At 44.2% G+C, this 24,926-nt stretch carries 20 protein-coding genes and 1 other RNA gene; 16 read left to right on the top strand and 5 right to left on the bottom strand.

The annotated features are described in order from the left end of the window. Positions 1-9 precede the first annotated feature (9 nt). Positions 10-1,281 carry a citrate synthase gene (gene gltA / locus G6R11_RS13230; protein WP_016402545.1) on the bottom strand — a complete coding sequence of 424 codons (1,272 nt, stop codon included), beginning with the start codon at positions 1,279-1,281 and terminating at the stop codon, positions 10-12. Between the two features lie 399 nt (positions 1,282-1,680). On the opposite strand from gltA, the gene sdhC reads away from it, so the two are divergent. The 9 genes from sdhC (at position 1,681) to G6R11_RS13275 (ending at position 13,462) form a co-directional block, all read left to right on the top strand. Beyond that, positions 1,681-2,061: a succinate dehydrogenase cytochrome b556 subunit gene (gene sdhC / locus G6R11_RS13235; RefSeq protein WP_163133699.1), complete on the top strand. Its 381-nt coding sequence runs from the start codon at positions 1,681-1,683 to the stop codon at positions 2,059-2,061. Continuing rightward, positions 2,055-2,396, top strand: coding sequence for a succinate dehydrogenase, hydrophobic membrane anchor protein (sdhD, locus tag G6R11_RS13240; protein WP_163133550.1), 342 nt, complete (start codon positions 2,055-2,057; stop codon positions 2,394-2,396). Before sdhC ends, sdhD begins: the two co-directional genes overlap by 7 nt. A gap of 5 nt (positions 2,397-2,401) precedes the next feature. Next, complete coding sequence (sdhA, locus tag G6R11_RS13245) at positions 2,402-4,171, top strand: succinate dehydrogenase flavoprotein subunit (protein WP_163133551.1); 1,770 nt, start codon at positions 2,402-2,404, stop codon at positions 4,169-4,171. A 10-nt stretch (positions 4,172-4,181) separates the two neighbouring features. Further along, positions 4,182-4,895, top strand: coding sequence for a succinate dehydrogenase iron-sulfur subunit (locus G6R11_RS13250; protein WP_137673005.1), 714 nt, complete (start codon positions 4,182-4,184; stop codon positions 4,893-4,895). Between the two features lie 124 nt (positions 4,896-5,019). Further along, the gene (gene sucA, locus G6R11_RS13255; RefSeq protein ID WP_163133552.1) at positions 5,020-7,821 is read left to right on the top strand and encodes a 2-oxoglutarate dehydrogenase E1 component; all 2,802 of its coding nucleotides are present in this window, start codon (positions 5,020-5,022) and stop codon (positions 7,819-7,821) included. A gap of 21 nt (positions 7,822-7,842) precedes the next feature. Next, positions 7,843-9,027, top strand: coding sequence for a 2-oxoglutarate dehydrogenase complex dihydrolipoyllysine-residue succinyltransferase (odhB, locus tag G6R11_RS13260; protein ID WP_163133553.1), 1,185 nt, complete (start codon positions 7,843-7,845; stop codon positions 9,025-9,027). A 92-nt stretch (positions 9,028-9,119) separates the two neighbouring features. Beyond that, entirely contained in the window at positions 9,120-10,286 is a 1,167-nt protein-coding gene (sucC, locus tag G6R11_RS13265) for an ADP-forming succinate--CoA ligase subunit beta (protein ID WP_163133554.1), read from the top strand. Then, positions 10,286-11,158, top strand: a complete 873-nt coding sequence (sucD, locus tag G6R11_RS13270) for a succinate--CoA ligase subunit alpha (RefSeq protein ID WP_163133555.1) — start codon at positions 10,286-10,288, stop codon at positions 11,156-11,158. Before sucC ends, sucD begins: the two co-directional genes overlap by 1 nt. A 216-nt stretch (positions 11,159-11,374) precedes the next feature. Then, positions 11,375-13,462, top strand: a complete 2,088-nt coding sequence (locus tag G6R11_RS13275) for a hypothetical protein (protein WP_163133556.1) — start codon at positions 11,375-11,377, stop codon at positions 13,460-13,462. A gap of 49 nt (positions 13,463-13,511) precedes the next feature. Here the strand turns inward: G6R11_RS13275 and G6R11_RS13280 are convergent, their stop codons facing one another. Then, entirely contained in the window at positions 13,512-13,664 is a 153-nt protein-coding gene (locus G6R11_RS13280; protein ID WP_163133557.1) for a hypothetical protein, read from the bottom strand. A 461-nt stretch (positions 13,665-14,125) separates the two neighbouring features. Here G6R11_RS13280 and pfkA point away from each other — a divergent pair, with 461 nt between their 5' ends. Further along, positions 14,126-15,088, top strand: a complete 963-nt coding sequence (gene pfkA / locus G6R11_RS13285) for a 6-phosphofructokinase (protein ID WP_163133700.1) — start codon at positions 14,126-14,128, stop codon at positions 15,086-15,088. A 65-nt stretch (positions 15,089-15,153) separates the two neighbouring features. On the opposite strand, the gene G6R11_RS13290 is transcribed toward pfkA, so the two are convergent. Next, a complete protein-coding gene (locus tag G6R11_RS13290) occupies positions 15,154-15,906 on the bottom strand; it encodes a DUF547 domain-containing protein (RefSeq protein WP_163133558.1) in 753 nt (250 codons plus the stop codon). A gap of 98 nt (positions 15,907-16,004) precedes the next feature. On the opposite strand from G6R11_RS13290, the gene ffs reads away from it, so the two are divergent. From ffs to G6R11_RS13310, 4 genes are all read left to right on the top strand, one after another. Then, an RNA gene (gene ffs, locus G6R11_RS13295) (signal recognition particle sRNA small type) lies at positions 16,005-16,101 on the top strand. A gap of 355 nt (positions 16,102-16,456) precedes the next feature. Beyond that, positions 16,457-17,617, top strand: coding sequence for an arginase family protein (locus G6R11_RS13300; protein ID WP_163133559.1), 1,161 nt, complete (start codon positions 16,457-16,459; stop codon positions 17,615-17,617). Between the two features lie 53 nt (positions 17,618-17,670). Beyond that, positions 17,671-18,921 carry an MFS transporter gene (locus G6R11_RS13305; RefSeq protein ID WP_163133560.1) on the top strand — a complete coding sequence of 417 codons (1,251 nt, stop codon included), beginning with the start codon at positions 17,671-17,673 and terminating at the stop codon, positions 18,919-18,921. A gap of 197 nt (positions 18,922-19,118) precedes the next feature. Further along, positions 19,119-19,406 carry a DUF6356 family protein gene (locus tag G6R11_RS13310; RefSeq protein ID WP_163133561.1) on the top strand — a complete coding sequence of 96 codons (288 nt, stop codon included), beginning with the start codon at positions 19,119-19,121 and terminating at the stop codon, positions 19,404-19,406. 29 nt (positions 19,407-19,435) lie between these two features. Here the strand turns inward: G6R11_RS13310 and G6R11_RS13315 are convergent, their stop codons facing one another. Further along, on the bottom strand, positions 19,436-20,122 hold the full coding sequence (locus G6R11_RS13315; protein WP_163133562.1) for a pseudouridine synthase: 687 nt from the start codon (positions 20,120-20,122) through the stop codon (positions 19,436-19,438). Between the two features lie 159 nt (positions 20,123-20,281). Beyond that, complete coding sequence (locus G6R11_RS13320; RefSeq protein ID WP_163133563.1) at positions 20,282-21,895, bottom strand: transmembrane adenylate cyclase; 1,614 nt, start codon at positions 21,893-21,895, stop codon at positions 20,282-20,284. Positions 21,896-22,211: 316 nt separating this feature from the next. On the opposite strand from G6R11_RS13320, the gene G6R11_RS13325 reads away from it, so the two are divergent. Both G6R11_RS13325 and G6R11_RS13330 read left to right on the top strand, forming a co-directional pair. Beyond that, positions 22,212-23,369 (top strand): Ldh family oxidoreductase, encoded by a 1,158-nt coding sequence (locus G6R11_RS13325; protein WP_163133564.1) that lies wholly within the window; start codon positions 22,212-22,214, stop codon positions 23,367-23,369. A gap of 133 nt (positions 23,370-23,502) precedes the next feature. After that, on the top strand, positions 23,503-24,300 hold the full coding sequence (locus tag G6R11_RS13330; protein WP_163133565.1) for an SDR family NAD(P)-dependent oxidoreductase: 798 nt from the start codon (positions 23,503-23,505) through the stop codon (positions 24,298-24,300). Positions 24,301-24,926: the final 626 nt, after the last annotated feature.

Genomic DNA, 24,926 nt, shown 5'->3' on the forward strand with positions numbered 1-24,926 from the left:
TAAGGAATATTACTTGAACGGACGGTGTGGTTCACCAGTGTAAAGCTGACGAGGACGACCGATACGTTGGGTTTCTTCTTCCATCATTTCTTTCCAGTGAGCTATCCAGCCTACCGTGCGAGATAGCGCAAAGATTACAGTAAACATACTTACTGGAATACCAATTGCCTTAAGAACAATACCTGAGTAGAAGTCTACATTCGGGAATAGTTTTTTCTCTTTGAAATAAGGGTCAGAAAGCGCGATGCGTTCTAATTCCATTGCTACGTCTAGTAGTGGGTCATCGATGTTTAACTCGTTGAGCACTTCATGACAGCTTTCACGCATTACTGTAGCGCGTGGGTCATAGTTTTTGTAAACGCGGTGACCAAAGCCCATTAAGCGGAATGGGTCATTTTTGTCTTTAGCGCGTTCAATAAATTCAGGGATACGATCAACTGAGCCAATTTCTTCTAACATAGTTAGACACGCTTCGTTGGCACCACCGTGAGCAGGCCCCCATAGACAAGCAATACCAGCAGCAATACAGGCAAACGGGTTAGCGCCTGACGAGCCAGCTAAACGTACCGTAGAGGTAGAAGCGTTTTGCTCGTGGTCTGCATGCAATGTGAAGATACGGTCCATTGCACGTTCAACAACAGGGCTTACCTTATATTCTTCAGTAGGTACTGAGAACATCATATTAAGGAAGTTAGCTGCGTAGCTTAAATCGTTGCGAGGGTAAACAAACGGTTGGCCAGCAGAATACTTGTAGCTCATTGCTGCTAATGTAGGCATCTTAGAAATTAGGCGGTAAGCTGCAATTTCTCGGTGACGCTCATTAGAGATATCCATCGAGTCGTGGTAGAAAGCAGACAATGCGCCTACTACACCCACCATAATCGCCATAGGGTGCGAATCACGACGGAAACCTTGGAAAAAGTGGATTAACTGCTCATGCACCATGGTATGGCGCGTTACAGTTGTTTTGAAGTTTTCGTATTGCTCAACGTTTGGTCGTTCGCCGAACAAAAGAATGTAACAAACTTCAAGATAATCAGCATGTTTTGCTAGGTCCTCAATTGAGTAACCTCGGTGTAACAAAATACCTTGCTCACCATCAATATAGGTGATTTTTGATTCACATGAAGCTGTCGCTAAGAAACCTGGATCAAAAGTGAAATACCCTTTTTTACCTAGTGTACGAACATCAATTACGTCATGTCCTGCTGTACCAGACATAATCGGCATCTCGTATGCCTCTTGGCCTGGCAGCGTTAGGGTGGCTTTATTGTCAGCCATAGCACGTCTCCCTTGCTTGTTCTAATTGTATTGTTTTTTTGGATACAAAGCGCAGCACATTCTCACCTAGATCAAGGTCCAATGTCAATTGGCTCTGGTTGTGAAATATGGTGACTTATAGCGTTTATGTTAAATTTTCGATTTAAGTTGGCTGTTTCGTTGCGCTAAATTAGCTAAATGGAGGAAATGTTAATTGTATTTGTATAATGTGGGCGTTATACTTTCCTCGAAGTATGGCGCTAGTCCGAGCATTTTTTGCGCAATATAAATGTGAGTTTTTATACTTTAGTCTTAATTTAGGCCTTAAGTTCACAAAATTAACATTATCGCAACTCGCTGCTCTGTCCAGAGCCTGACTTTATAACCATAATAATACTCAAGGACCTGAGTGGGCAGAGAATCGTGAAAACAAAACAAAGACCAGTAAACCTCGACCTACAAACCATCAGATTTCCCATTACCGCAATTGCGTCCATCTTGCATCGTGTTTCCGGTGTGATTACTTTTTTCGCCTTGGCTATTTTGTTAGGCCTACTTGCTGAATCCCTTCAATCAGCAGAAGGTTTTGCGAATGTGCAATCCATTATGGATAACTTCTTAGTGAAGTTAATCATTTGGGCAAGCCTTAGTGCGTTGATGTATCACATTGTTGGTGGAATACGCCACTTGATCATGGACATGGGCTATTGGGAAGAGCTAGATAGTGCATCATCTAGCGCTAAAATCTCATTCATTATCACTGCTGTACTGGCGGTACTAATGGGAGTAATCGTATGGTAACTAATGCTGCAACTTTTGGCCGTAGCGGCGTACATGACTTTTTGCTCATTCGCGCAACCGCCATTATTTTAACCTTATATACAATCTACTTACTTGGCTTCTTCGCATTTAACGATGTGACTTATCAGTCTTGGAGTGGATTTTTTGCTTGGCTTCCAACCAAAGTATTCACCTTACTTGCACTTTTATCGATGCTAATCCATGCCTGGATTGGTTTATGGCAAGTGTTAACTGATTACGTTAAATGCACTGCATTACGTGTTGGTTTACAGTTTTCTTTAACAGTTCTGGCGCTAGTTTATGTAGCGACCGGCCTGTTTGTTATTTGGGGGTAAGTCGAGTGGCAATTTCTATTCGAGAGTTTGACGCCGTAGTAATCGGTGCTGGCGGCGCGGGAATGCGTGCTGCTTTACAAATTTCTGAGGAGGGCAAATCTTGCGCTCTGATTTCAAAAGTTTTTCCAACCCGTTCTCACACTGTATCTGCTCAGGGTGGTATTACGGTTGCGTTAGGTAATTCGCATAAAGATAACTGGCAGTGGCACATGTACGATACCGTTAAAGGGTCTGACTACATTGGTGACCAAGATGCCATTGAATACATGTGTAATGTAGGTCCAGAAGTTATTATTGAATTGGAAAAGATGGGTTTGCCATTTTCTCGGTTTGATGATGGCTCTATCTATCAACGCCCATTTGGTGGTCAGTCTAAAGAGTTTGGTGGCGAGCAAGCTGCTCGAACTGCCGCAGCTGCTGACCGTACCGGCCACGCCTTGTTACATACGCTTTATCAGCAAAATGTTAAAAAGAAGACCACTATATTCTCTGAGTGGTATGCCTTAGATTTAGTAAAAAATGCCGATGGAGACGTTGTAGGTTGTACTGCAATGGATATCGACAGTGGCGAAGTGGTTTACTTTAAAGCTAAAGCAACTGTATTAGCTACCGGTGGCGCAGGGCGTATTTTTGCTTCAACCACTAACGCTCACATTAATACTGGTGACGGCGTAGGCATGGCTTTGCGTGCTGGCGTACCAATCCAAGATATGGAAATGTGGCAGTTCCACCCAACTGGTATCGCTGGTGCTGGTGTTCTAGTGACCGAAGGTTGTCGTGGTGAAGGTGGTTACTTATTAAATAAAGATGGCGAACGCTTTATGGAGCGTTATGCTCCTAATGCTAAAGATTTAGCTGGCCGTGACGTAGTTGCCCGCTCAATGATGACCGAAATCCGCGAAGGCCGCGGTTGTGAAGGTCCTTGGGGTCCGCATATTAAACTTAAAATGGATCACTTAGGCGAAGAAGTTCTAGAAAGCCGTTTGCCGGGTATTTGTGAACTATCGCGTACTTTCGCTCACGTTGATCCAGTTAAAGAGCCAATTCCTGTTATTCCAACCTGTCACTACCAGATGGGTGGCGTGCCTTGTAATGTAAATGGCCAAGCTATTACTCAAAACGAGAAAGGCGAAGACGAAATCATCAACGGTTTGTTTGCAGTGGGTGAAATCGCTTGTGTATCAGTACACGGCGCTAACCGCTTAGGCGGTAACTCATTGCTTGATTTGGTGGTATTTGGTCGCGCTGCAGGTAAGTTCCTTGGTGAATATCTAAACGATGACATAAATATGGCTGACGCCACTGACGCAGAGTTAGACGCTGCCATGGCTCGTTATAATCGTTGGGAAAATTCTACTTCAGACGGCGAAGACCCAGTTCAAATTCGTAAAGACTTACAGCAGTGTATGCAGCTTAACTTCTCGGTGTTCCGTGAAGGTGAGTCTATGGCGAAAGGTTTGGAAGAGTTACAAGTTATTCGTAAGCGTTTAGCCAATGCTCGTTTGGATGATAAGTCTAAAGACTTTAATACACAGCGCGTAGAGTGCTTAGAGCTAGACAATTTGATGGCAACTGCAATTGCAACTGCCCATGCTGCAAACTTCCGCACAGAAAGCCGTGGCGCGCACAGTCGCTTCGATTATCCAGAGCGTGATGATGCACAATGGCTATGCCACTCTTTGTTTGATCCAGCTAAAGAGACTATGGGACGTCGTGAGGTGAATATGTCACCAAATCTACGTGAAGCTTTCGAACCTAAAATTCGTACATATTAAGGAGGCGGTAATGAACGTTAATTTTTCTTTGTACCGCTATAACCCGGATACAGATACTAAGCCAAATATGAAGTCATATCAGCTTGAGGTCCCTGAGGGCTCTGATATGATGGTGCTAGATGCATTGATTTTGCTTAAAGAACAAGACCCTAGCATAGCTTTTAGACGCTCATGTCGTGAAGGTGTTTGTGGTTCAGACGGCATAAACATGAATGGTAAAAACGGTTTAGCTTGTGTTACGCCACTGTCAGACTTGTTAGGTAAGGGCGACATTGTGATTCGCCCATTACCGGGCTTGCCGGTAGTGCGTGACCTTGTGGTTGATATGGGCCAGTTTTACGATAATTATGCCCGTATTAAGCCGTTCTTAATCAATGATGAACAAATTCCGCCGGCTCGCGAAAACTTGCAGAGCCCAGAGGAGCGTGAAAAGTTAGATGGGATGTACGAGTGTATTCTATGTGCATGTTGTTCAACTTCTTGTCCTTCTTTCTGGTGGAATCCAGAAAAATTTGTTGGCCCTGCTGGCCTATTGGCAGCATATCGTTGGTTGGCAGACAGCCGAGATACGGCCACTGATGAGCGCCTTTCAGAATTAGACGATGCCTTTAGCGTATTCCGCTGTCATGGCATTATGAATTGTGTAAGTGTTTGTCCTAAAGGATTGAACCCGACAAAAGCTATCGGCCATATTAAGTCGATGCTGATAAAACGGGCTGTTTAGCAAAAAGTTAATTTTTATAATTAGCTGGTTCTAAATAGCCATTTTACTTCGGTAGGATGGCTATTTTTTTATAAAACCCTATAAAGTCATACAGTGACGTAGAAAATAAAGGGATAGCGTTTAAATGCAAAATGGCGTAATGAAGGCCTGGCTAGAGTCCTCGCATTTAGCTGGTGCTAATTCGACCTATGTGGAAGACCTCTATGAGGCATATTTAGAAGATCCTTCTTCTGTATCTGAACAATGGCAGGAAGTGTTCTCTGAACTCCCTGCTGTAGATGGTACATCTGAAGATACCCCTCACGCTCCTATTCGTGATTACTTTCGTCGCCTAGCGAAAGATACCTCTCGTTTTAGCTCTCCGGTTGAAGACCCTCAACACGGTGCCAAACAAGTTAAAGTATTGCAGTTGATTAATGCTTACCGCTTTCGCGGACATCAGCATGCCCAACTAGATCCTTTAGGTTTATGGCAACAAGAGCGAGTAGCCGACCTTTCTCCAGAGTTTCATGCTTTAGATAGCGCAGACTTTGAAGAAACTTTTAACGTAGGTTCATATGCCATTGGTAAAGACACCATGGCGCTTAAAGACTTGCACAAGTCTTTGCTTAAAACCTACTGTGGTTCTATTGGTGCAGAATATATGCACATTACCGACACTGATGAAAAACGCTGGATTCAAAGTCGTTTAGAGTCAGTTGAAGGGCAGGGTGATTTCACTCAAGAGGATAGGATCCGCTTTCTTAAAAGTTTAACCGCAGCGGAAGGTCTAGAAAAATATCTAGGCGCTAAGTTCCCTGGGGCAAAACGTTTCTCACTAGAAGGTGGTGATAGCCTGCTAGTGATGCTAAAAGAGATTGTGCGCTCGGCCGGTATTCAAGGTACTAAAGAAGTTGTAGTGGGCATGGCTCACCGCGGTCGCTTAAACGTACTGGTTAATGTGCTAGGTAAAAACCCGTCAGAGTTGTTTGATGAGTTTGCTGGTAAACATGATGATACCTGGGGCACTGGTGACGTTAAGTATCACCAAGGCTTTAGTTCAGACTTTGCTACCCCTGGTGGCAATGTGCATATGTCTTTGGCTTTTAACCCTTCACACTTAGAAATTGTAAACCCGGTTGTGATGGGGTCAGTGCGGGCTCGTCAAGATCGCCGTGCCGGTGAAAACTGTTTACCTATTACTATTCACGGTGATTCAGCCATTGCTGGTCAAGGTGTGGTGCAAGAAACCTTTAATATGTCACAAGCGCGTGGCTTTAAAGTGGGCGGTACAGTGCGAATTGTGGTGAACAACCAAGTTGGTTTCACTACCTCTAATCCGCGCGATACCCGTTCAACCCAATATTGTACCGATATCGCCAAAATGGTTCAGGCGCCAATTTTCCATGTGAATGGTGATGATCCAGAAGCCGTAGCTTTTGTTAGCCGTATGGCCTTGGACTACCGCAATACCTTTAAGCGTGACGTAGTGATTGATTTAGTCTGTTACCGTCGCCATGGTCACAACGAAGCTGATGAGCCAAATGCAACTCAGCCTTTGATGTACCAAAAAATTAAAAAGCACCCAACGCCTCGTAAGTTCTACGCAGACGTGTTGGTAGAGCGCGGACAATTAGACAGTGCTGAGGCTACCGCTTTAGTTAATGGCTACCGCGATCAACTAGATAACGGCGATTGCGTTGTTGAAGAATGGCGCCCAATGACCGAGCACAGTGTCGATTGGCGGCCGTATTTAGGTCACGAATGGGACATGGAATATAATTCTTCCTTACCTGTTGAGGCCATTCAAGATCTTGGTGAAAGGCTGACCAAACTGCCAGATGAACATAAGTTGCACCCTCGAGTTAAGAAAATTAACGATGATCGCCGTTTAATGGCTCTGGGTGAAAAACCACTTGATTGGGGTTTTGCAGAAAACTTAGCTTATGCAAGTTTGCTTGATGAGAAGCAAAATATTCGTATCACCGGGCAAGACTCCGGCCGTGGTACTTTCTTCCATCGCCATGCGGTATTGCACAATCAAACAGATGCATCTACCTATGTTCCGCTTAAGAACCTAGCGGAAGAGCAAGGTCATCTAGCCTTGTTTGATTCAGTATTGTCTGAAGAAGCAGTACTTGCCTTTGAATATGGTTACACCACTGCCGAGCCTTCTACCTTAGTGATTTGGGAAGCTCAGTTTGGTGACTTTGCTAACGGCGCCCAAGTGGTTATTGACCAATTCTTGTCATCAGGTGAGCAAAAATGGGGCCGTATGTGTGGCCTAGTTATGCTGCTTCCTCATGGCTATGAAGGTCAAGGTCCAGAGCACTCGTCAGCTAGACTAGAACGCTATTTGCAATTGTGTGCCGAGCACAACATGCAAGTATGTGTGCCGTCTACGCCAGCACAGGTTTACCACATGTTGCGTCGTCAACAGGTTCGCCCAATGCGTCGCCCATTGGTAGTTATGTCGCCTAAGTCTTTGCTTCGCCATCCTTTGGCGGTGTCTAGCTTGGAAGAGCTTGCTGAAGGGCAGTTCCAAAATGCCATTGGCGAGTTGGATGAGATAGACCCAACGCAAGTTCGCCAAGTGGTGATGTGTTCAGGCAAAGTATATTACGATTTGCTCGAACAACGACGTAAGAATCAACAAACTGATGTCGCTATCATCCGTGTTGAGCAGTTATATCCGTTCCCCGACCAAGACGTGAAACAAATTTTTGAACAATATCAACATGTAGAAAGATTTGTTTGGTGTCAGGAAGAACCGCTTAACCAAGGTGCTTGGTATAGTAGCCAGCATCACTTTAGATCTGTAATCCCTGCCGGTGCAGAGTTACGTTATGCTGGTCGTCCAGCATCTGCGTCACCTGCGGTTGGGTATATGTCCCTTCACTTAAAACAACAACGCGCCCTAGTTACTGATGCGTTGACAGTTGAATAAAAAAGAATAAAGGAAGCCTTAATGAGCATTGAAATTAAAGTGCCAGACCTACCCGAATCAGTAGCTGATGCATCGATTGCAACATGGCATAAACAACCGGGTGACGCGGTTGAGCGTGATGAAGTCATTGTAGATATTGAAACCGATAAAGTTGTTTTAGAAGTACCAGCAATGGAAGCGGGTGTTCTAGAAGAAATTATTGAAGCCGAAGGTGCTACTGTTCTTGGACAGCAGCTTATCGGCCGTATGAAAGCTGGCGCAGTAGCTGGTGAAGAAGTTAGCACCAAAGCAGCTGACGACGCTAGCGATAAAGCAGATAGCGGCGACGAGTTGTCACCTTCAGTGCGCCGCTTGGTAGCAGAGAAGGGCATCGATGCGTCTGCCATTAAAGGTTCTGGTCCTAACGGTCGCATTACCAAAGAAGACGTAGAAGCACACATCGCTAAACCTGCTGCCGCGGCGAAAGAAGCTAAAGCAGAGGCTGCTCCACAAGCGCCATTATCTTCGCGTAGTGAAAAACGTGTTGCTATGACTCGCTTACGTAAGCGTGTTGCCGAGCGTTTGTTAGAAGCGAAAAACACCACCGCCATGTTAACTACTTTCAACGAAGTTAACATGAAGCCAATTATGACTTTGCGTAAGCAATATCAAGAAGTGTTTGAGAAGCGTCATGATATCCGTTTAGGCTTTATGTCTTTTTACGTTAAAGCGGTTGTTGAAGCGTTAAAACGCTTCCCAGAAGTGAACGCTTCAATTGATGGTGACGAAATTGTTTACCACAACTACTTTGATGTGAGCATTGCGGTATCAACCCCACGTGGTTTGGTAACGCCAGTATTGCGCGACTGTGATTTGCTAAGTGTTGCAGATATCGAAAAGGGTATTCGCGAACTGGCTATTAAAGGCCGCGATGGTAAGTTAACCGTTGAAGAGTTAACCGGTGGTAACTTTACCATTACTAATGGTGGTGTATTTGGCTCGCTAATGTCTACGCCAATTATTAACCCACCACAAAGTGCCATTTTAGGCATGCACAAAATTCAAGACCGTCCAATGGCTGTAAACGGCCAAGTGGAAATTCTACCAATGATGTACTTAGCATTGTCTTACGACCATCGCTTGGTAGATGGAAAAGAGTCTGTTGGTTTCTTAGTAACCATTAAAGAGTTACTCGAAGATCCAACACGCTTATTGCTCGACGTGTAATAAAAGTTTGTATTGGGCCTGGTTTTCAGGCCCTTATTCGGAAAGGTGTTCAGCACCTCTAATGTATCCCCTAACACTATGGATAGAACATCATGAATTTGCATGAATATCAGGCCAAGCAATTATTTGCCGACTATGGCTTGCCAGTGCCAGAAGGTTACGCCTGTGATACCCCACAAGAAGCAGCTGAAGCTGCAGGCAAAATCCCTGGATCTACATGGGTAGTAAAAACTCAAGTTCACGCAGGTGGACGTGGTAAAGCTGGCGGCGTAAAAGTAACGTCTGATAAAGAAGAAATTAAGGCATTTGCTCAACAATGGTTAGGCAAAAACTTAGTCACTTATCAAACCGATGCTAACGGTCAGCCTGTATCAAAAATTTTGGTAGAAGAAGCCTCAGATATCGCTAACGAGCTTTACTTAGGTGCGGTAGTAGACCGCGCTACTCGTCGCGTTGTATTTATGGCCTCAACTGAAGGCGGCATGGAAATCGAAAAGGTTGCCGAAGAAACGCCAGAGTTGATTCACCAAATGGCGATTGATCCGCTAGTAGGCCCACAGCCTTACCAAGCACGTGAATTAGCGTTTAAATTGGGCCTTGAAGGCACTCAAATTCGCCAATTTACTAAAATCTTTGTTGGTCTTGCAGAAATGTTCACCGACCACGATTTAGCACTGCTAGAGATTAACCCTCTGGTAGTGACCGGTAGCGGTGATTTGGTATGTTTAGACGGTAAAATTAACATCGACTCAAACGCGATGTACCGTCAGCCTAAACTTCGCGAAATGCACGATCCTTCGCAAGAAGATGAGCGCGAAGCACATGCAGCACAATGGGAGCTAAACTACGTAGCTCTTGATGGCAGCATTGGTTGTATGGTTAATGGTGCTGGTCTTGCTATGGGCACCATGGATATCGTGCAATTGCACGGTGGTTCTCCGGCTAACTTCCTAGATGTTGGCGGCGGCGCAACCAAAGAGCGTGTGACCGAAGCATTTAAAATTATTTTGTCAGACGACAAAGTAAAAGCCGTACTAGTAAACATTTTTGGCGGTATTGTTCGTTGTGACTTAATTGCCGACGGTATTATTGGCGCTGTAGAAGAAGTTGGTGTAAGCGTACCAGTAGTTGTTCGCCTTGAAGGTAACAACGCTGAGTTAGGTACCCAACGTTTGGCTGAGTCAGGCCTTAACATTATTGCAGCTACCAGCTTAACTGATGCTGCAGAGCAAGTAGTTAAAGCAGCGGAGGCCAAATAATGAGCATTCTAATCGACAAAAACACTAAAGTGATCTGTCAAGGCTTCACTGGTGGCCAAGGTACTTTCCACTCAGAGCAAGCTATTGAGTACGGAACACAAATGGTCGGTGGTGTATCTCCTGGTAAAGGCGGTCAAACTCACTTAGGTCTTCCTGTATTCAACACAGTAAGCGAAGCGGTACAAGCAACTGGCGCAGACGCTACAGTAATTTATGTACCAGCTCCTTTCTGTAAAGACGCTATTTTAGAAGCTATCTCTGCGGGCATTAAAATCATTATCACTATTACCGAAGGCATTCCAACTTTGGACATGCTAGACGTTAAAGTGAAATTAGATGAAGCTGGCGCACGTATGATTGGCCCTAACTGCCCAGGTGTGATTACCCCAGATGAATGTAAGATTGGTATTATGCCAGGCCACATTCACAAAGCCGGTAAAGTTGGTATTGTTTCTCGCTCAGGTACACTTACTTATGAAGCCGTTAAGCAAACCACCGACGAAGGTTTTGGCCAATCTACCTGTGTAGGTATTGGTGGAGACCCAATCCCTGGTTCTAACTTCATCGACATTTTGGAAATGTTCCAAAACGACCCTAAAACCGAAGCAATCGTAATGATTGGTGAAATCGGTGGTAGTGCAGAAGAAGAAGCAGCAGCTTACATTAAAGAAAATGTAACCAAGCCTGTGGTTTCTTACATTGCAGGTGTTACCGCTCCTCCGGGTAAGCGTATGGGCCACGCAGGTGCCATTATCGCTGGCGGTAAAGGTACAGCAGCAGATAAGTTTGCAGCTCTTGAAGACGCAGGCGTTAAAACGGTTCGTAGCCTTGCCGATATCGGTAAAGCATTGCGTGAAGTTACCGGTTGGTAATTTTTAACTCAATGCAATAAGGCGCCTTAGGGCGCCTTTTTTAATGGCTAAGTTTTGTTAGCTCTTTGGTGGTATAAGCGCCCAGATTTGTAAGCGACTTACTATTATCACAATAACCATTGTTAAGGGGCTGAATAACTTGCTTTTAGGCGATGAATGAACAAGGATGAAGGGATAAAAATAAAATAATTACTAGACTAACGACAAGGATGAACTATGAAGGATTCTCTTCCTATAGAACATTTGTATTACACAGAGAGCAGCCTAGAGAAAATTCTAGGTAACCTCGATAAAGTTAGACAGAATATCTTTCCTAATTTGTCTGAAGAGAAAGACTTATTAGAACAAAGTTTCCCCTCTGTTTGCTTAATTGGCCTTGGTCGCTGCGGATCAAACATAGCACTTGATGTAGCCACTTTGGTATACAACTCCAGAAATCACTACCTTAACGAGCTGGAGTATCAAGACCAACTCGCTCAGGAACGTGAGTTTAAACCCATGCGCTGGATTAAAAATCATTTGCCACTGGATAGCGGTAACGGTGACAACCCAGTATTTTTAATTGAACCAGTAGTTCTGGTAGGCGATTTAGATAAAGACATTGCTGGTCGTATTAAGTATTCCTCACAGGCGGGTCGTCAAAAGTTTCTAGATGAATATAAGAAACTTCAGCTGATGGACTTGTCTGAAGTACACGCCGGAGGCGCAGGTAACGCGCCAATTCTAGGCCAGTACCTTGCTAAAATTATTCTTAATAAAGAAACTAGCAGCTTTAGAAATGAAGATTGGCGCCACATTCATTCTTACTTGGTTGACTCCTGCGGTATTAAAGCTAACCAATCGCGCCTTTACTTCTATATCTTTAGTGCGGGTGGTGGTACCGGTTCTGGTATGGCATCTGAGTTTGGCCTTGCGCAGCAGTTTTCTTACTTAAGTAAAACCTTTGATTATCAAGTATCGCCGTCTAATCAGCCCGATAAACGCGATTCTTTTGTTTTTGAACCTATCTTTACTTCGGGCATTTGTATCCTGCCAAACATCTCAGGTAGTAGTATCGAGGTGTCTGAAGCGCTACATATCAACGCAGGTCGTTTGTTATGTAAGTACCTCTCAGAAGAGTGGGACTTCTCCTATAACGTTGAGCGCGAAAGTAACGATGCGCCAGAAGACGTGATGAAGCGGATCCGCCCTTGGAACTCTATGATGCTGATTTCCAACGACATTATGCGTTATGTAGAGCAAGAAGAGAGCGACAATGGCAAAGATATTGACGTAAACACCATGGAGAAATATGCCAACCAGTATATATCTCAACAAATATTCAATATCTTAACCGCGCAAGCAGTTACTACCGATTACGACGAAAACTACTTCCGTCGTGCGGGCATTGATATTTCAGAAACCGTGCGCCTAGATGCAAACGATTTGTTCATGAGTATGGCGGGTCCTGTTGCGGTAGCTTACGCAGAGAGCGTAGTAAATAAGTCGGTAAATGACGATGTGGACATTGATGAGCTGTTTTTCCGCTCTATCGATTTACCGCACTTTAATCGTGATACTCAAGCCATTGAAGGCATCAGTATTTTACCTATCGAATCACAGCGCTATAAGCAGTCACTGAAAAGATATCAAGACAGCCAATACAACGCAGAAGAGTTAAACGACTTACACTTCTTCAAACACTGTTCGTCTGTTATTTCTATTATCTCTTTGCCAAAAGACTACAAGCTGTCGTTTATGGACTTAAACAAGCTTAAAGTTCACATCAATAAGCTGTTCCCTAATACAACTTTGAAGCGTTATGCATTGGTAATTGGTGCTTCGGCAAACTTGTCGTTAACGACTTTGGTAGCCAAAAGCCCCTGTTTGAGTGATGACTTTTTAACTCTAGTGGTTGCATACATTAAACGTTGTTTTGCCAAAGAAGAGTATCGCTACAACGATGACATCGACCAAGCAATTCTGCGCTTTATTACCCAAGATGAGTTTAAGCCAGAAGAGTTACAAGAGTTTTTGTGGGAGTTTGAAAACCCAGCGAAAATCTTAGATACCAACTGGTATGCGATTAAGCCGATGTACGAGAAAAAGTACCGCGAGCTTATTGGCGAAGCCGACAAATTTGTATCAATTAACGATATTCGTTTAGATTTCAAAAATGTTGAAAATGCGATTAAGTATCTTCGTGAGATTTATCGTCACCGTATCAGCAAAACCAATATTTTGTCTTTGGATAACGATGCTGACGGGGTTATTCACTTATCGCCGGGTTTGCATGCAATAGAACCGGTAAAAGATTCCAAATAAAAACTAAAAAAGGGGCCTTGGCCCCTTTTTTATGTGTGCTACAAGCAACTTAGTTGTTGCTTAAGGCTTCGCTGTCTAATACTAACTCTAGTGCTTCGGCAGCAAGATTTTGCTCTTGTTGGCGTAGTAAGTTGTAGTTTTCTACTGCACGGCGATTGGTCGCTACGTTTCGTTCGATAGCATATTGAAGATCAGTCTTCATGGGATTCCCTATATATACGATGATCAAACTTATGACCTTATGGTCGGCACAAGTTTGAGGGCGCAATGTTACACAAATGTGAAGGAAAGGTGAAGTGTTTACTTTGGCTTTTGAACCTGTTTGCCGCTTAATTGTTCAAAATAAGCAGAATGCCAAATTCCTTCTATAATCCGAGGCAAGCCTTGTGATTAAACTTGGACAAGGATGAAAATTTGTTTCAAAATGTGGGCGTTATCTGATTAGGGTCATAAAACTTTTACCCTTGGCGTGGCAAAATGCGCGCTCACTAAAACAGTGAATAGAAATTGTGAAGTCGCCGATTCTAGTACTGTTAAAAGAATATTTTGTTGTTTCGCGTCGTCTATTTAAGCCAATAAAAGCAATAAGCATTAAAAGGCAGACGCGAAGGAATTGTTGAATTATTACGTAAGTTTTGGTCAGTTCAGCTTTGTGAGGGAATGATGGTTAAGAAAATTGGTGTTTTAACAAGTGGCGGCGACGCTCCTGGTATGAATGCTGCGGTACGTGCAGTTGTACGTAGTGCGTTATCTAAAGATATTGAAGTATACGGCGTATACGACGGTTACATGGGCTTATACGAAGACAACATTAAAAAGTTGGATCGTTACAGCGTTTCTGATGTTATCAACCGTGGCGGTACGTTCTTGGGCTCAGCGCGATTCCCAGAATTTAAAGAACTAGCTACTCGCGAAGTAGCAGTAGAGAACATGAAAAAGCACGGCATCGAAGCTTTGGTAGTAGTGGGCGGTGACGGTTCTTACATGGGCGCGAAAAAGCTAACTGAAATGGGCTTCCCATGTATTGGTTTGCCGGGCACTATCGATAACGATATTGCAGGTACTGATTACACCATTGGCTTCGATACTGCGCTAAACGTGGTTATCGACGCGATTGACCGTATTCGCGATACCTCTTCTTCACACAACCGTATTTCTGTTATCGAAATTATGGGCCGCTACTGCGGCGACCTAGCCATGCAAGCTAGCATTGCCGGTGGTGCAGAGTACGTTATTATTCCTGAAAAAGGCTTTGACCGCGAAGGCTTGTTGAACAGCCTTCAAGAGGGTCAGAAAAAAGGTAAGAAACACGCTATTGTTGCTATTACCGAGCACATTACTAATGTGAATGAATTAGCCGCTGGTATCGAAATGGCCACTGGCCGCGAAACGCGTGCAACCATTCTTGGCCACATTCAACGTGGTGGTACGCCAACAGGTCGTGACCGCGTAATGGCAAGCCGTATGGGTGCCTACGCTGTAGACCTTCTGCTAGATGGCGAAGGTGGACGTTGTATCGGTATTCAAAACAACAAGATGGTTCATCATGACATCATCGATTGTATTGAAAACATGAAACGCCCATTCAACGAAGAGTTGTATGATTTGTCTAAATGCTTGTTCTAAGCACTTAGCACAAATGAAAAAGCCCGCTATAGCGGGCTTTTTTGTATCTACAACTTACTACATTGCTATCGATGATCGTTAAGCGACCAATCGTAATCCAAGTAAGAAATCTTAGCCTGTTTTACTTGCTCAGGGCTAATGCGTAATTCTGCCGCATACTGGCTTAAGTAGCTATTAAGGCCACCCTCAAAATCGCCTTTATACCACTTAAATATAGACGATAGGTATAAGCGATTTTTGTCTGCGTCGTAATAGTTTTTATCACTCTGCAAAAACTCTCTAAACGCTTGAGTGAGTTGTTGCTCAACCGCTTCGCCAGTAAATGCCACGCTCTGCAGGGGAGGGCAACTAATTGCAGCGCATACTACAGCGGCATGAATGTGCGGGTTATTGTAACCGGGGCGAATAATGTCGTGCTCGATATGATCAAGGCTTACCTTTTCGCCAAATAACAAAAAGCGTTTTTTCTTCCAAGGTGACTGGAATAAGTTACCTAGATCGCGAATAGACGTGATATTGGGGTAAGCACTAAGAATGTACTGCACGGTATAAGCGTTATAGGCGTTAATAAGAAAGGCCAACTGCTCGTTATTAGACCAAGCATCAAACTCGCTTTGGCTAATGCTCGCCAGTTTGTCTAAATAAGCCTGTAACTCTTGTTGATCAAAGTTAGCATAGTCGACTCGACTTTCTTGATTAGCCACAGGCCAATGCACGTATTCTTTTAGCAATCCACCCCACTGCGCGTGATCAAAAGATTCAGCCAAGGCCAGCGGCGAAGAAATTAAACTAAGAAGGATTAAAACTTGAGCAAACAAACGCTTTGCGGGGCTAAAAAGCGCTTTTAGCGTTTGCAAAACAACAAGGCTTAAGCGAGAATAGCCTCGCTTCTTCGGAAGCTCATCTATGGTGGCCCTATTGGTCCTCCCGCATTGATACTCTGTGAACTCGGCCAGGCCCGGAAGGGAGCAACCGCAGCAGACGACTCGAGTGCCGGGATGTGGCTGGTAGGGTCGCCACCCAATCTTATAAGTCATTAATTCAATAAGATTTCTCACAGTTCTTCTTTCCTTCTTAATTCAACTTCTATTTGTTTAGCATAGTTTAGTCTCATGATGCCTATCTATATGCGTAGTTAATTTCCAACTATCTATTTAGACAGGGGAAAGCTTAGAAAACTTCCTAGCGTTTCTGTATTTATTTGAACATCTTGTGTACTTACCAATTGGACTCAGTGTTACCTCTTGTCACCGAGTTACTCCAGTAACTTACTTCTTTGTGTTTGCCCAAAAATTCACAATGGCTCCGTCAAAACAAACAGCGCTAAGTTAAAGGCTTAGCTGCTGATTTAAACCGGAGACTAAAACAATGACTACATCTACTTTTAAAAAACATCCGCCAATTCCTGCAGAGCGTTTAGCAAAGTACCAAGACTTGTGGCTTAACTCGCAAAGCATTGATGGCATTGACCAAGAAGTAATGGAGCACTTAGTGCGCATTAGTGAGATGGGCGGTGTAGGCCTTGAGGTGGTAGGTAACCTAAACAAAGAATACTTGGGTGCATTTATGGCGCCGTTCTCTCGTGATACTAAAAATGCCGATATTGTGGTGGTGGGTCAGCCTTTAGAAAAAGCGGCGCCTATGAATAGCTCACATAAATATGGGCCAAAAGCCTTACGTGAACTGTCTAAAAATGCCATGGGTACTATTGAGCCAAGCCCAACGGGTGGCTGGGATATTCCTTTTGATAATGCACGCATTGTTGATTACGGAAACATTGATACCTACGGCCAGTTTGATATGAAAGACGAAGTGCAAAAAATTGTTGATGAGTACGAGAAAATTGTACTGGAAGACGATTGCGTAACCTTTACTTGGGGCGGCGACCATACCACTAGCTACGCACCTATTGCGGCTTTGGGCAAAAAGTTTGGCCCATTAAGCTTGATTCACTTTGATGCGCACTACGACTTAGTTACCTTTGCTGATTTTGAATATCCCTATCACTCGGGCAACCAATTTACCCGTAACTTTGCCGAGGGGAACTTAGATCCTGAGCGCATGATTACCATGGGTATTCGCGGTCGTATGACTGCACTAGTGGGCGGACACGCTAAAAACTTTGGTGTAGAAACATACAGCTCAGACGATGTGTTTGACTTGGGCACCACCGAGATAGCAGAGCGCATTTTAAAACGAGTAGGAGACGGCCCTTGTTACTTTAGCTTTGATTTGGATGCACTAGATGCAACCGACAATGCGTCTAACTCAGCCATTGAACCTTTTGGTCTTAAATCGCGCCAAGTATGGGACATCATTCGTTACTTGCGTAAACACGGCAACATTAACTTAGTAGGTGCCGATGTGGTGGAGTACACCCCACAACACGATATGTCTAAGCGCGATGGCTATATTGCGGCGGGCATTAGCTGGAAACTGCTTTGCTGGTTAGCAGATTGCACCGCAAAACGTAATGGCGAAAAACGCAAAACACAGTGGCCACAAGCCTTTGGTAAAGCCAGCCTGTAATAAATGGGGCGACAGCAATGTCGCCTTTTGCTTTTGTGTTTTAGGAGTACGTTATGAATAAACCACCTAAGTGGGGTTTAGAGGCTTGGTATACCGCACACTTATGCTACGGCATTATTCAAATGGTATTTATCCCTATTCTAATTCCTACTTTTATTCTTGATAAAACCGGCAGTGCTACCCAGGTGGGCATTGCGATGGGGATTTTAGGTTTGTCGGGTTTGCTGGCGCCCGTGCTGGGTGGGCTTGCCGACAAATATCGCGCGCATCGCGCAGCCCAGTTAATTGGTTTAGCGGCCATTGCTATTGCTGCTCTGATTTTTGCGCTATCGGGCGCTAGTTTTATGCTGCATTTGTTGGCCGCTGTGTTTTTAGGTTTGGGTTCCGCTTCCCTTCTGATGATTAACCCGGCGTTTATCGTCTCCGGGGGTTATGAAGCAGAAGAGGAAGCCTCCAAGCTTACTTTGCTTAATCAGGTGGCTATTGTTGGATCGTTGGCAGCGGGCTTAGGCTTAGCGGCACTCACCGAAGCGGGTGTCTCTTATGTTGTGCAGTTTATTGTTATGTTTTCGGTGGCAGCATTTGCTTTGCTAGTAACCGCTGCAAGTAACAAGCAAGCTGCTGCCAGAATAAAGGTTGCAAGCGAAGACGACAGTGATGCTCAAGGGGGAATAACAGAGGTATTGTGTTCTCGCTTTGGTCTGATTTTGTTAGCGATATTCTTTGTATCTATTGGCCAGGGCGTTATTACCGGGCAGTTTCCTAACTATATGGCCGAAGTCTTTAAGATTGACGCGGCTTCGTCATCGGTGGCTTTGTCGGTATCGGCAGTAGTGAGTTTAGTGCTGTTATCCTTAGTGGGCAAAGCCATGGCAAAAGTAGGTGGCGAGAAAGTATGGCTGCTGGCTGTAGTGGCCAAAGTTGTGGTGATGATTGGCCTAGCGGGGCTTGCCATTTACGCGGATCAACTTGCGGCATATCTGCCTTTGGCCTTGTATTTGGTTTATTTACAAGGAGTAACAACAGTAGATATGGTGCAGCCAGCCATTGCTGCTAAAGCTTCTCGTGCAGGGGCGGGCATGACCCAAGGTTTGCTAATGTTTGCTATCGCCGGTGCTTATGCCGGTGGCAATGTGCTTAGTGGCATTAGTGCTGATAGTTTTGGTTGGAGCTCCTTAGCCAGTTTAGTGGCAGTGGTTAGTATTATTGCCCTGCTGGTTGGCTTAACTTGCTTAGTGAGGAAACCCAAAGTGGCTATTCAGCGCGCTACTTTTAATGACACTGAGTCGACCAGCGAACTTTAAGCTTTAAAGGCCCACATTATTTAAGCAAAGGCACTTATTATTTTAAGTGCCTTTTATATTGGTGGTTTTTACCAAGCTAATTGGATTTGGTGGAAATATTTTGCTAATTGCTGCTAGTTGATTCACTAACTCGCAAGTCGTTTCTGCTCTACCTTACGTATCATTTAACAACACCTTAACAATTAGTGGCGGTTTTTATGTTGGTTTATTTAAAGCGTTTATTTAGCGAGCATCCTAATAGTGTTAATGAAAGCTACCTTGAGCATTTGTTTGCTGCAGCGGGTTTTGCCATAAAATTGGCCTATGCTGCGCTAGTGTGTTTAATACACGCCATTCTGCCATTTCTATTTGTTACCACGGCCAGTGAACAGCTAAATGCATTACACGCTAAAATGATTGAAAATCGCAATCGACGTGAGGGCAAAGAAAAAGCCCAAGCTAAAGATAGTATTGAAAGCCTTGCTGCTTTTAACTTTGAGATATAGCTGTTAGAGCTACGTTTGTTTAGATAAGTCTAAGAAAAGCAGTTTATTTCTTGTTGGCTTAGTGCTCGCCATTCACCCGGTGCAATGTCTAATACAATGTCGGCAATTTGCTGTCGGTGCAAAGCCTTAACGCGATTACCGGTAGCGGCGAACATTCGTTTCACTTGATGAAATTTGCCTTCGTAAATACTTAGTTCAACGTCGGTGGGGCTTAAAGTTTTAACTAAAGCGGGTAGAGTGGCTTTAGATTCTCCTTGCAGAAGCATGCCTCGCTCGAGTTGTTCAATGGCTTTTTCGCTAATGGGTTTAGCAAGCTTTACTTGATAAACTTTTGGGCAATGTTGCTCGGGACGAGTGATTGAAAATGACCATCTGCCATCGTCGGTGGCTAGGACCAAACCGGTGGTATCGGCGTCTAAGCGTCCGGCAACATGCAGTTGTTCACTTTGCTGTAGTCCTACTGCATTAAATACCGATGGGTAGGCTTCGTCTTTGTTTGAGCAAATGCAGCCTGCAGGTTTGTGAATCATAAAATACTGAGAGGGGCGGGCAAATAAGCGTTTCCCAAGCAATTCAATGTGATTGTTTTCGTGCACCTGAACTGCTGCATCAGTAGCGATTTGTTGGTTAACCTGTATTTGCCCCTGACTAATTACTAACCTTGCCTCAACAAGATCTAGCGAAGTGCTTTTGCAAATAAATTTGTCTAGTCGCATAAATGTTTATACCAATCGTACTAAATAAGGGGTCATTTTATCTGCTTAAAATACTCGAGTAGTTTTCCAGGGTTATTTCTAAACATTCACTTAGTGTGATTGGTATTCAAGTGTTGGAAAGCTGAGCGGAGTATCAGGAATACACCGCTCAAGCGGGGGTTAAAGTTTGTCTAATGCGGTAGTCACTTGCTGTTTTAAGTTTGGACAAACCAAGTAAGCACTTAGGTAATACTCGCGTCGCTGATTAAAGTCTGGACATAGCTCAAGCACTTTTAAGTAAGCGGATTTGGCCTGAGCAAATTCACCTTTTTCAATGTGTAATACGCAGCGAAGCAATGGCTGCCAATAAAGTTTACTTAGCGAGAATTGGTCTAAAGCTTTAAAGGCCTGATCAAAATCGTGTTCGGTGTAAAAGTAAAGTATATCAGCCAAGGCAAACCAAGGAGGACGAAAAGGATTAAGTGCTTTCGAGTTCGCCAGTAATTCTCTGCCTTGTTCAAACTCTCCGGCTAAACATAATGCCCAACCAGCTAAACCCACCTGGTAAGCGGCATTAGGGTTAAGTGTTACTACCTTATTTACCGCATCAACAAGGCCTGCTTGATCACCGCGGCTTAGGTAGCCCATGGCCAAAGCCATTTGGCATTCTTGGTTATTACTGTCTAGTTCTACCGCTTTACGGGCGCATTCAAAGCCTAGTTCGCTTGCGTTAGCAATATCGGCCATCGCTAACTTGTCGGCATCAAAATAAAGCACTGCTAACATAGCCCAAGCCAAAGCAAACTCTGGCTCTTGTTCAGTGGCTTGTTGCAGAGCCTCTAAGGCAGGATGGTAGTGCTCTTTGCTAAGGGTCATTAAGTAATGGCGATAGCGCAAAGTGGCTTCGTAGGTAGAAAGCTGAGTAACTTTTTTGTGGTTACAGCTTTGGTAGATTTCGCGATGAATAATGCCAAAGCTTGAGGCAAGCTCTGCCACAATTTCAGCAATTATCTGATCTTGAGCCTCAAACAAATCGTGGGTAGACATGTCGCAGGTGTATTTTTCGGCCCACACTTGTTGTCCGGTATCACTGCGATATAAACGGGCATGAATGCGCATTTGGTTGTTTAAGGCGCGCATTGTGCCACTGGTGATAAAAGACACATTAAGCTGCTTGCCTATTTGGCTAATGTCGGCGGCCGTGTTGATATCAAAGCTGGTATCTCCCATGGCATACATCGACACCACATTTAGCGTATCAAAACGTGATAGTTCGGTGGCGAGCTCTTCGCTAAAACCATCGGCAAAAAACTGCTGTTGGTTGTCTTCTGCTAGGGATAGAAAGGGCAGCACAGTTATGCTGGGGCTTAGGCTTTCAATTTCTGCTGGCTCTGCAACCGCAGCGTTTGCTTTTGGGGCAAGGTCTTGTTCACTACGCAGCTTAAAGCTAGGCAGATAACGCCCTTTAGGCACAGAGATGTAAAGTGCGTCGTTGGCACCTTCGGTGAAGTAATAAGTGTCGAGAGAGCGGCGAACTCGACCCGCCTGGATGCGGACAATAGGGTCAGATTGATGATCAAAATCGACGCCGCGGTCAAAAATTTCAATGGCGATGGTAAATTGCTTTAAGCGCTCACCATTGCCTTGCAAGGTTTGGTCTACCAAATAGCTCAACAATTCTTTCATCTTGGGGCTTTGTTCGAAAACGCTACTCTCAACTATGCGCTCCAATTGTTCGCGGATCAGTATTTGGTGTTGTTGGTTGTTTAAGTCCAAATTTTTTCCGTTAGCCACTGCTTACCACCTTCATCTTATTATTCGCTTATAGTTTGCCATTTTGTTGCTCGTTTATATAGCGCCTTGCCCTACAAAGTTATTAGCTAACAGTCGTTTAGCAAAGTAGCAATCGGCGCCTACTAAGGCTCGCTGCTGTTACTTACTGTTACCTGTAATTACTTTGAGCTTCGCTTTTCTAAGCTTCTGTATTTATTGCGTTTATTCTTTTCTTGCTCTGTGATCCAGTGTGTAACTTCGAGATTATTGGGCTTTAAGTAAACTGGCTCTCGTCAACAAGATACACATTGTTAATTGCCAATAAGAGAGACAGATTATGAGCACACAAGTTCAAACCAAAAAAGTAGATGCGGGCTTCATGGAGTTTTCTTTGAAGCGAGTATGGCAGGCCACTGGCGCCAGCGAAGAACACGCAAATGCAGTAGCAAGCGCCCTTATGACCGGCATTCGCCAAGGCAAACTAAACCAAGGTTTAGGTGTTTATGAAGCGATTGACCTTACCTTTCAAGCCGGTGAGCTAAATATTAAAGCTGAGCCTGAAGTGGTTAATGAAGGTGACACTTGGGCAGTGATTGACGGTAAGCGCTCTAGCGGCTACTGGACCGTAACCAAAATGGCTGAGCTTGCCATTGCTAAAGCTAAAAAACACGGCATTGCGATTGTGTTTGGCGGTAACCACAACGACGCAGGTAGCTATGGTTCTTATGCGTGGATGGCCCACGAGCAAAACATGTTTGCTCAAACCTCTAATAACTCAGTACCTATGAATTCACCTTATGGTGGCATGGGTAACGTACTGTCGGTTCCTCCTTTTGATGCAATTGCCCCTTCTGGTGAAGAAGCGCCAGTGTGGACCAGCGTTAAGTTATGTGAATGGTACGATGGCCATACTGCACAGGCTGCTTTGCAAGGCACCAAAGTACCTACAGATTCGGTGATTGATCCAAACACCGGTGAGCTAGGCAACGATTTAGCCCCATATGCGCGACCAGTTGAAGGTTATGGCCGAGTGTTTGACCAATCTTGCTACCAAAACATGACTGATCCTCGTGTTTACTCACTAAACCTTTGGAACGAGGCGCTCACCGCCATTATTAATCCGCTGGGTGTTATTGCGCCAGAGATGCCAACGCTAACTGACTACTTGAGTGGTGATGCCGACAAACCTTCGGTAGGTGGCTCTTACTACATTGCCATTGACCCAAGCCACTTTGGTCCAATTGGCGAAGTACTGGCTAAGGCCGATCGCTTTACTAAAGCAGTGCAATCAACTCAAGCTTTACCCGGCAAAGGCGCACCACGTATGCCTGGTCAAAAAGGCTATTACAGCTTAAAAGCGCAAACCGAAGAAGTAGAAGTGCTAGCGAGTCACTGGACACCATTTTTCGAAAATACCGCCGCCAAATATGGCTTAAATGAAGCCAAATTACGTGAAGAGTACGTCCAGTTAACCGAGCAAGCAGTGACTGCGTAAGCAAACCACAAGATCTCGTACGAGTACTTAAGCACAGTCGAAGGAAAGATTGAGGAGCGCAGGGAGCGCTTCGTTTTAAGTTCTTAATACTAATTGATTATCTATAAAACAGTATTGATATCAGAGGATTATTATGACACTTAAAGGTAAAGTCGCCATTATTACAGGCGCCACGAAAATGAAAGGTTTAGGCCGCGCTATTGCACTTAAATTAGCCAAGCAAGGCGCTAAAATCGCCTTAACGGGGCGCACAAGTTCAGCTGAAGGTTTACAGCAGGTTGTAGACGACCTTAAAGCACAAGGTGCAGAGGCTATAGGGGTAATAGTAGACGTAGCCAACCAAGCCGAAGTAAATACTGCCGTGCAGCGCGTTATCGACCATTACGGTAGCGTAGACATATTAGTAAACAATGCTGGCATAGGCGCTGGCTCGCCAGTATTTCTAGAAAATAGTAATCGTGATTGGGATGCTAACTACGCGGTGAACGTAAAAGGCACTATGGCTATGTGTGCAGCGGTTTTACCGCAAATGGAACGTCAAGGATCTGGAGCCATTGTAAACATTGCTTCTTTGGCCGGATTAGGTGCTTTGCAAGGCATGCCTTACCCTTATACCGCCACCAAGTTTGCCTTAGTGGGTGTAACTAAAGAGCTGGCTTTAGAATATGCCAACAAAGGCGTGCGCGTTAATGTGGTGTGCCCCGGCGCTATTGCAACCGACATGCTACAGCAAGCCTATCAAGGCATTGCAGAAGCAGAGGGCATTAGCATAGAAGAAGCCGCTAAGTTAGAAAATTCAACCATTGCTATGGGACGCCCAGCAGAACCGAGTGAAATTGCCGATACGGTGTGCTATTTAGCTAGCCCCGCAGCCAGCTATGTTACTGGCGTTGCTATGCCAGTAGGTGGCGGAATGTTACCTGGCTTATAATCGTTCAAGTACAAGTTGGAATCGAATACTCGATATTTGCTTCCAACTTTCTAAAATCTCCTACAAATTGTTTCTTATCGATAGCCAGTTAATTATCAGATATAGGAACAGCTTTATCTACACATCATCAATGTTGTGATTATGTTAATTATCACGGTGTTTTATCGCGTTTTGTTGATATTTGTCACAAAGGTGAAAATATTAAATTTGGTAAGGCTGTGTCAGGTTGGGTGTTTTTTAGGCATTCTTTCTGTATATCTAATTGTGAAATTCTTAAATAAAACCAAGGGGTGTTAGCGCTATCCATTTTTCATATGTGTAGATTAAAATCTAATCTTGTCGTTGCTTTGCAACATATTGATCTGTTTGGGTTGGTTTATTACACTGATTTCGATGTTTGATAATTATCTCATTAAATGTTGATTAGATAATTATGTATGCCAAATGCGTTCTTTGAGAAGGGTTTTGCTTAGTTGATGAAAACTAAAAAGCGTAATTGTTTGTTTCGGTTGGGCGGCCTAGCAATAAAAAGTTATGAATATGTAAATTATTGGGTGTTGTGTGAGCGTTGTAAACGCTGAGTGGCAACACTGTTTTTTTAAGTGAAAATGAAACCGGTTTCATTT

It is taken from the genome of Agarivorans sp. Alg241-V36, assembly GCF_900537085.1.
Taxonomy (GTDB): domain Bacteria; phylum Pseudomonadota; class Gammaproteobacteria; order Enterobacterales; family Celerinatantimonadaceae; genus Agarivorans.

Bases quoted from the DNA above. Each gene is read 5' to 3' on its own strand.
- pfkA (WP_163133700.1), top strand. From the start codon at position 14,126: ATGGTTAAGAAAATTGGTGTTTTAACAAGTGGCGGCGACGCTCCTGGT.
- G6R11_RS13315 (WP_163133562.1), bottom strand. From the start codon at position 20,122: ATGCGACTAGACAAATTTATTTGCAAAAGCACTTCGCTAGATCTTGTT.
- odhB (WP_163133553.1), top strand. From the start codon at position 7,843: ATGAGCATTGAAATTAAAGTGCCAGACCTACCCGAATCAGTAGCTGAT.
- G6R11_RS13330 (WP_163133565.1), top strand. From the start codon at position 23,503: ATGACACTTAAAGGTAAAGTCGCCATTATTACAGGCGCCACGAAAATG.
- sdhD (WP_163133550.1), top strand. From the start codon at position 2,055: ATGGTAACTAATGCTGCAACTTTTGGCCGTAGCGGCGTACATGACTTT.
- gltA (WP_016402545.1), bottom strand. From the start codon at position 1,281: ATGGCTGACAATAAAGCCACCCTAACGCTGCCAGGCCAAGAGGCATAC.
- G6R11_RS13280 (WP_163133557.1), bottom strand. From the start codon at position 13,664: ATGAAGACTGATCTTCAATATGCTATCGAACGAAACGTAGCGACCAAT.
- G6R11_RS13325 (WP_163133564.1), top strand. From the start codon at position 22,212: ATGAGCACACAAGTTCAAACCAAAAAAGTAGATGCGGGCTTCATGGAG.
- G6R11_RS13300 (WP_163133559.1), top strand. From the start codon at position 16,457: ATGACTACATCTACTTTTAAAAAACATCCGCCAATTCCTGCAGAGCGT.
- G6R11_RS13305 (WP_163133560.1), top strand. From the start codon at position 17,671: ATGAATAAACCACCTAAGTGGGGTTTAGAGGCTTGGTATACCGCACAC.
- sucA (WP_163133552.1), top strand. From the start codon at position 5,020: ATGCAAAATGGCGTAATGAAGGCCTGGCTAGAGTCCTCGCATTTAGCT.
- G6R11_RS13275 (WP_163133556.1), top strand. From the start codon at position 11,375: ATGAAGGATTCTCTTCCTATAGAACATTTGTATTACACAGAGAGCAGC.
- G6R11_RS13250 (WP_137673005.1), top strand. From the start codon at position 4,182: ATGAACGTTAATTTTTCTTTGTACCGCTATAACCCGGATACAGATACT.
- sucD (WP_163133555.1), top strand. From the start codon at position 10,286: ATGAGCATTCTAATCGACAAAAACACTAAAGTGATCTGTCAAGGCTTC.
- sucC (WP_163133554.1), top strand. From the start codon at position 9,120: ATGAATTTGCATGAATATCAGGCCAAGCAATTATTTGCCGACTATGGC.
- G6R11_RS13310 (WP_163133561.1), top strand. From the start codon at position 19,119: ATGTTGGTTTATTTAAAGCGTTTATTTAGCGAGCATCCTAATAGTGTT.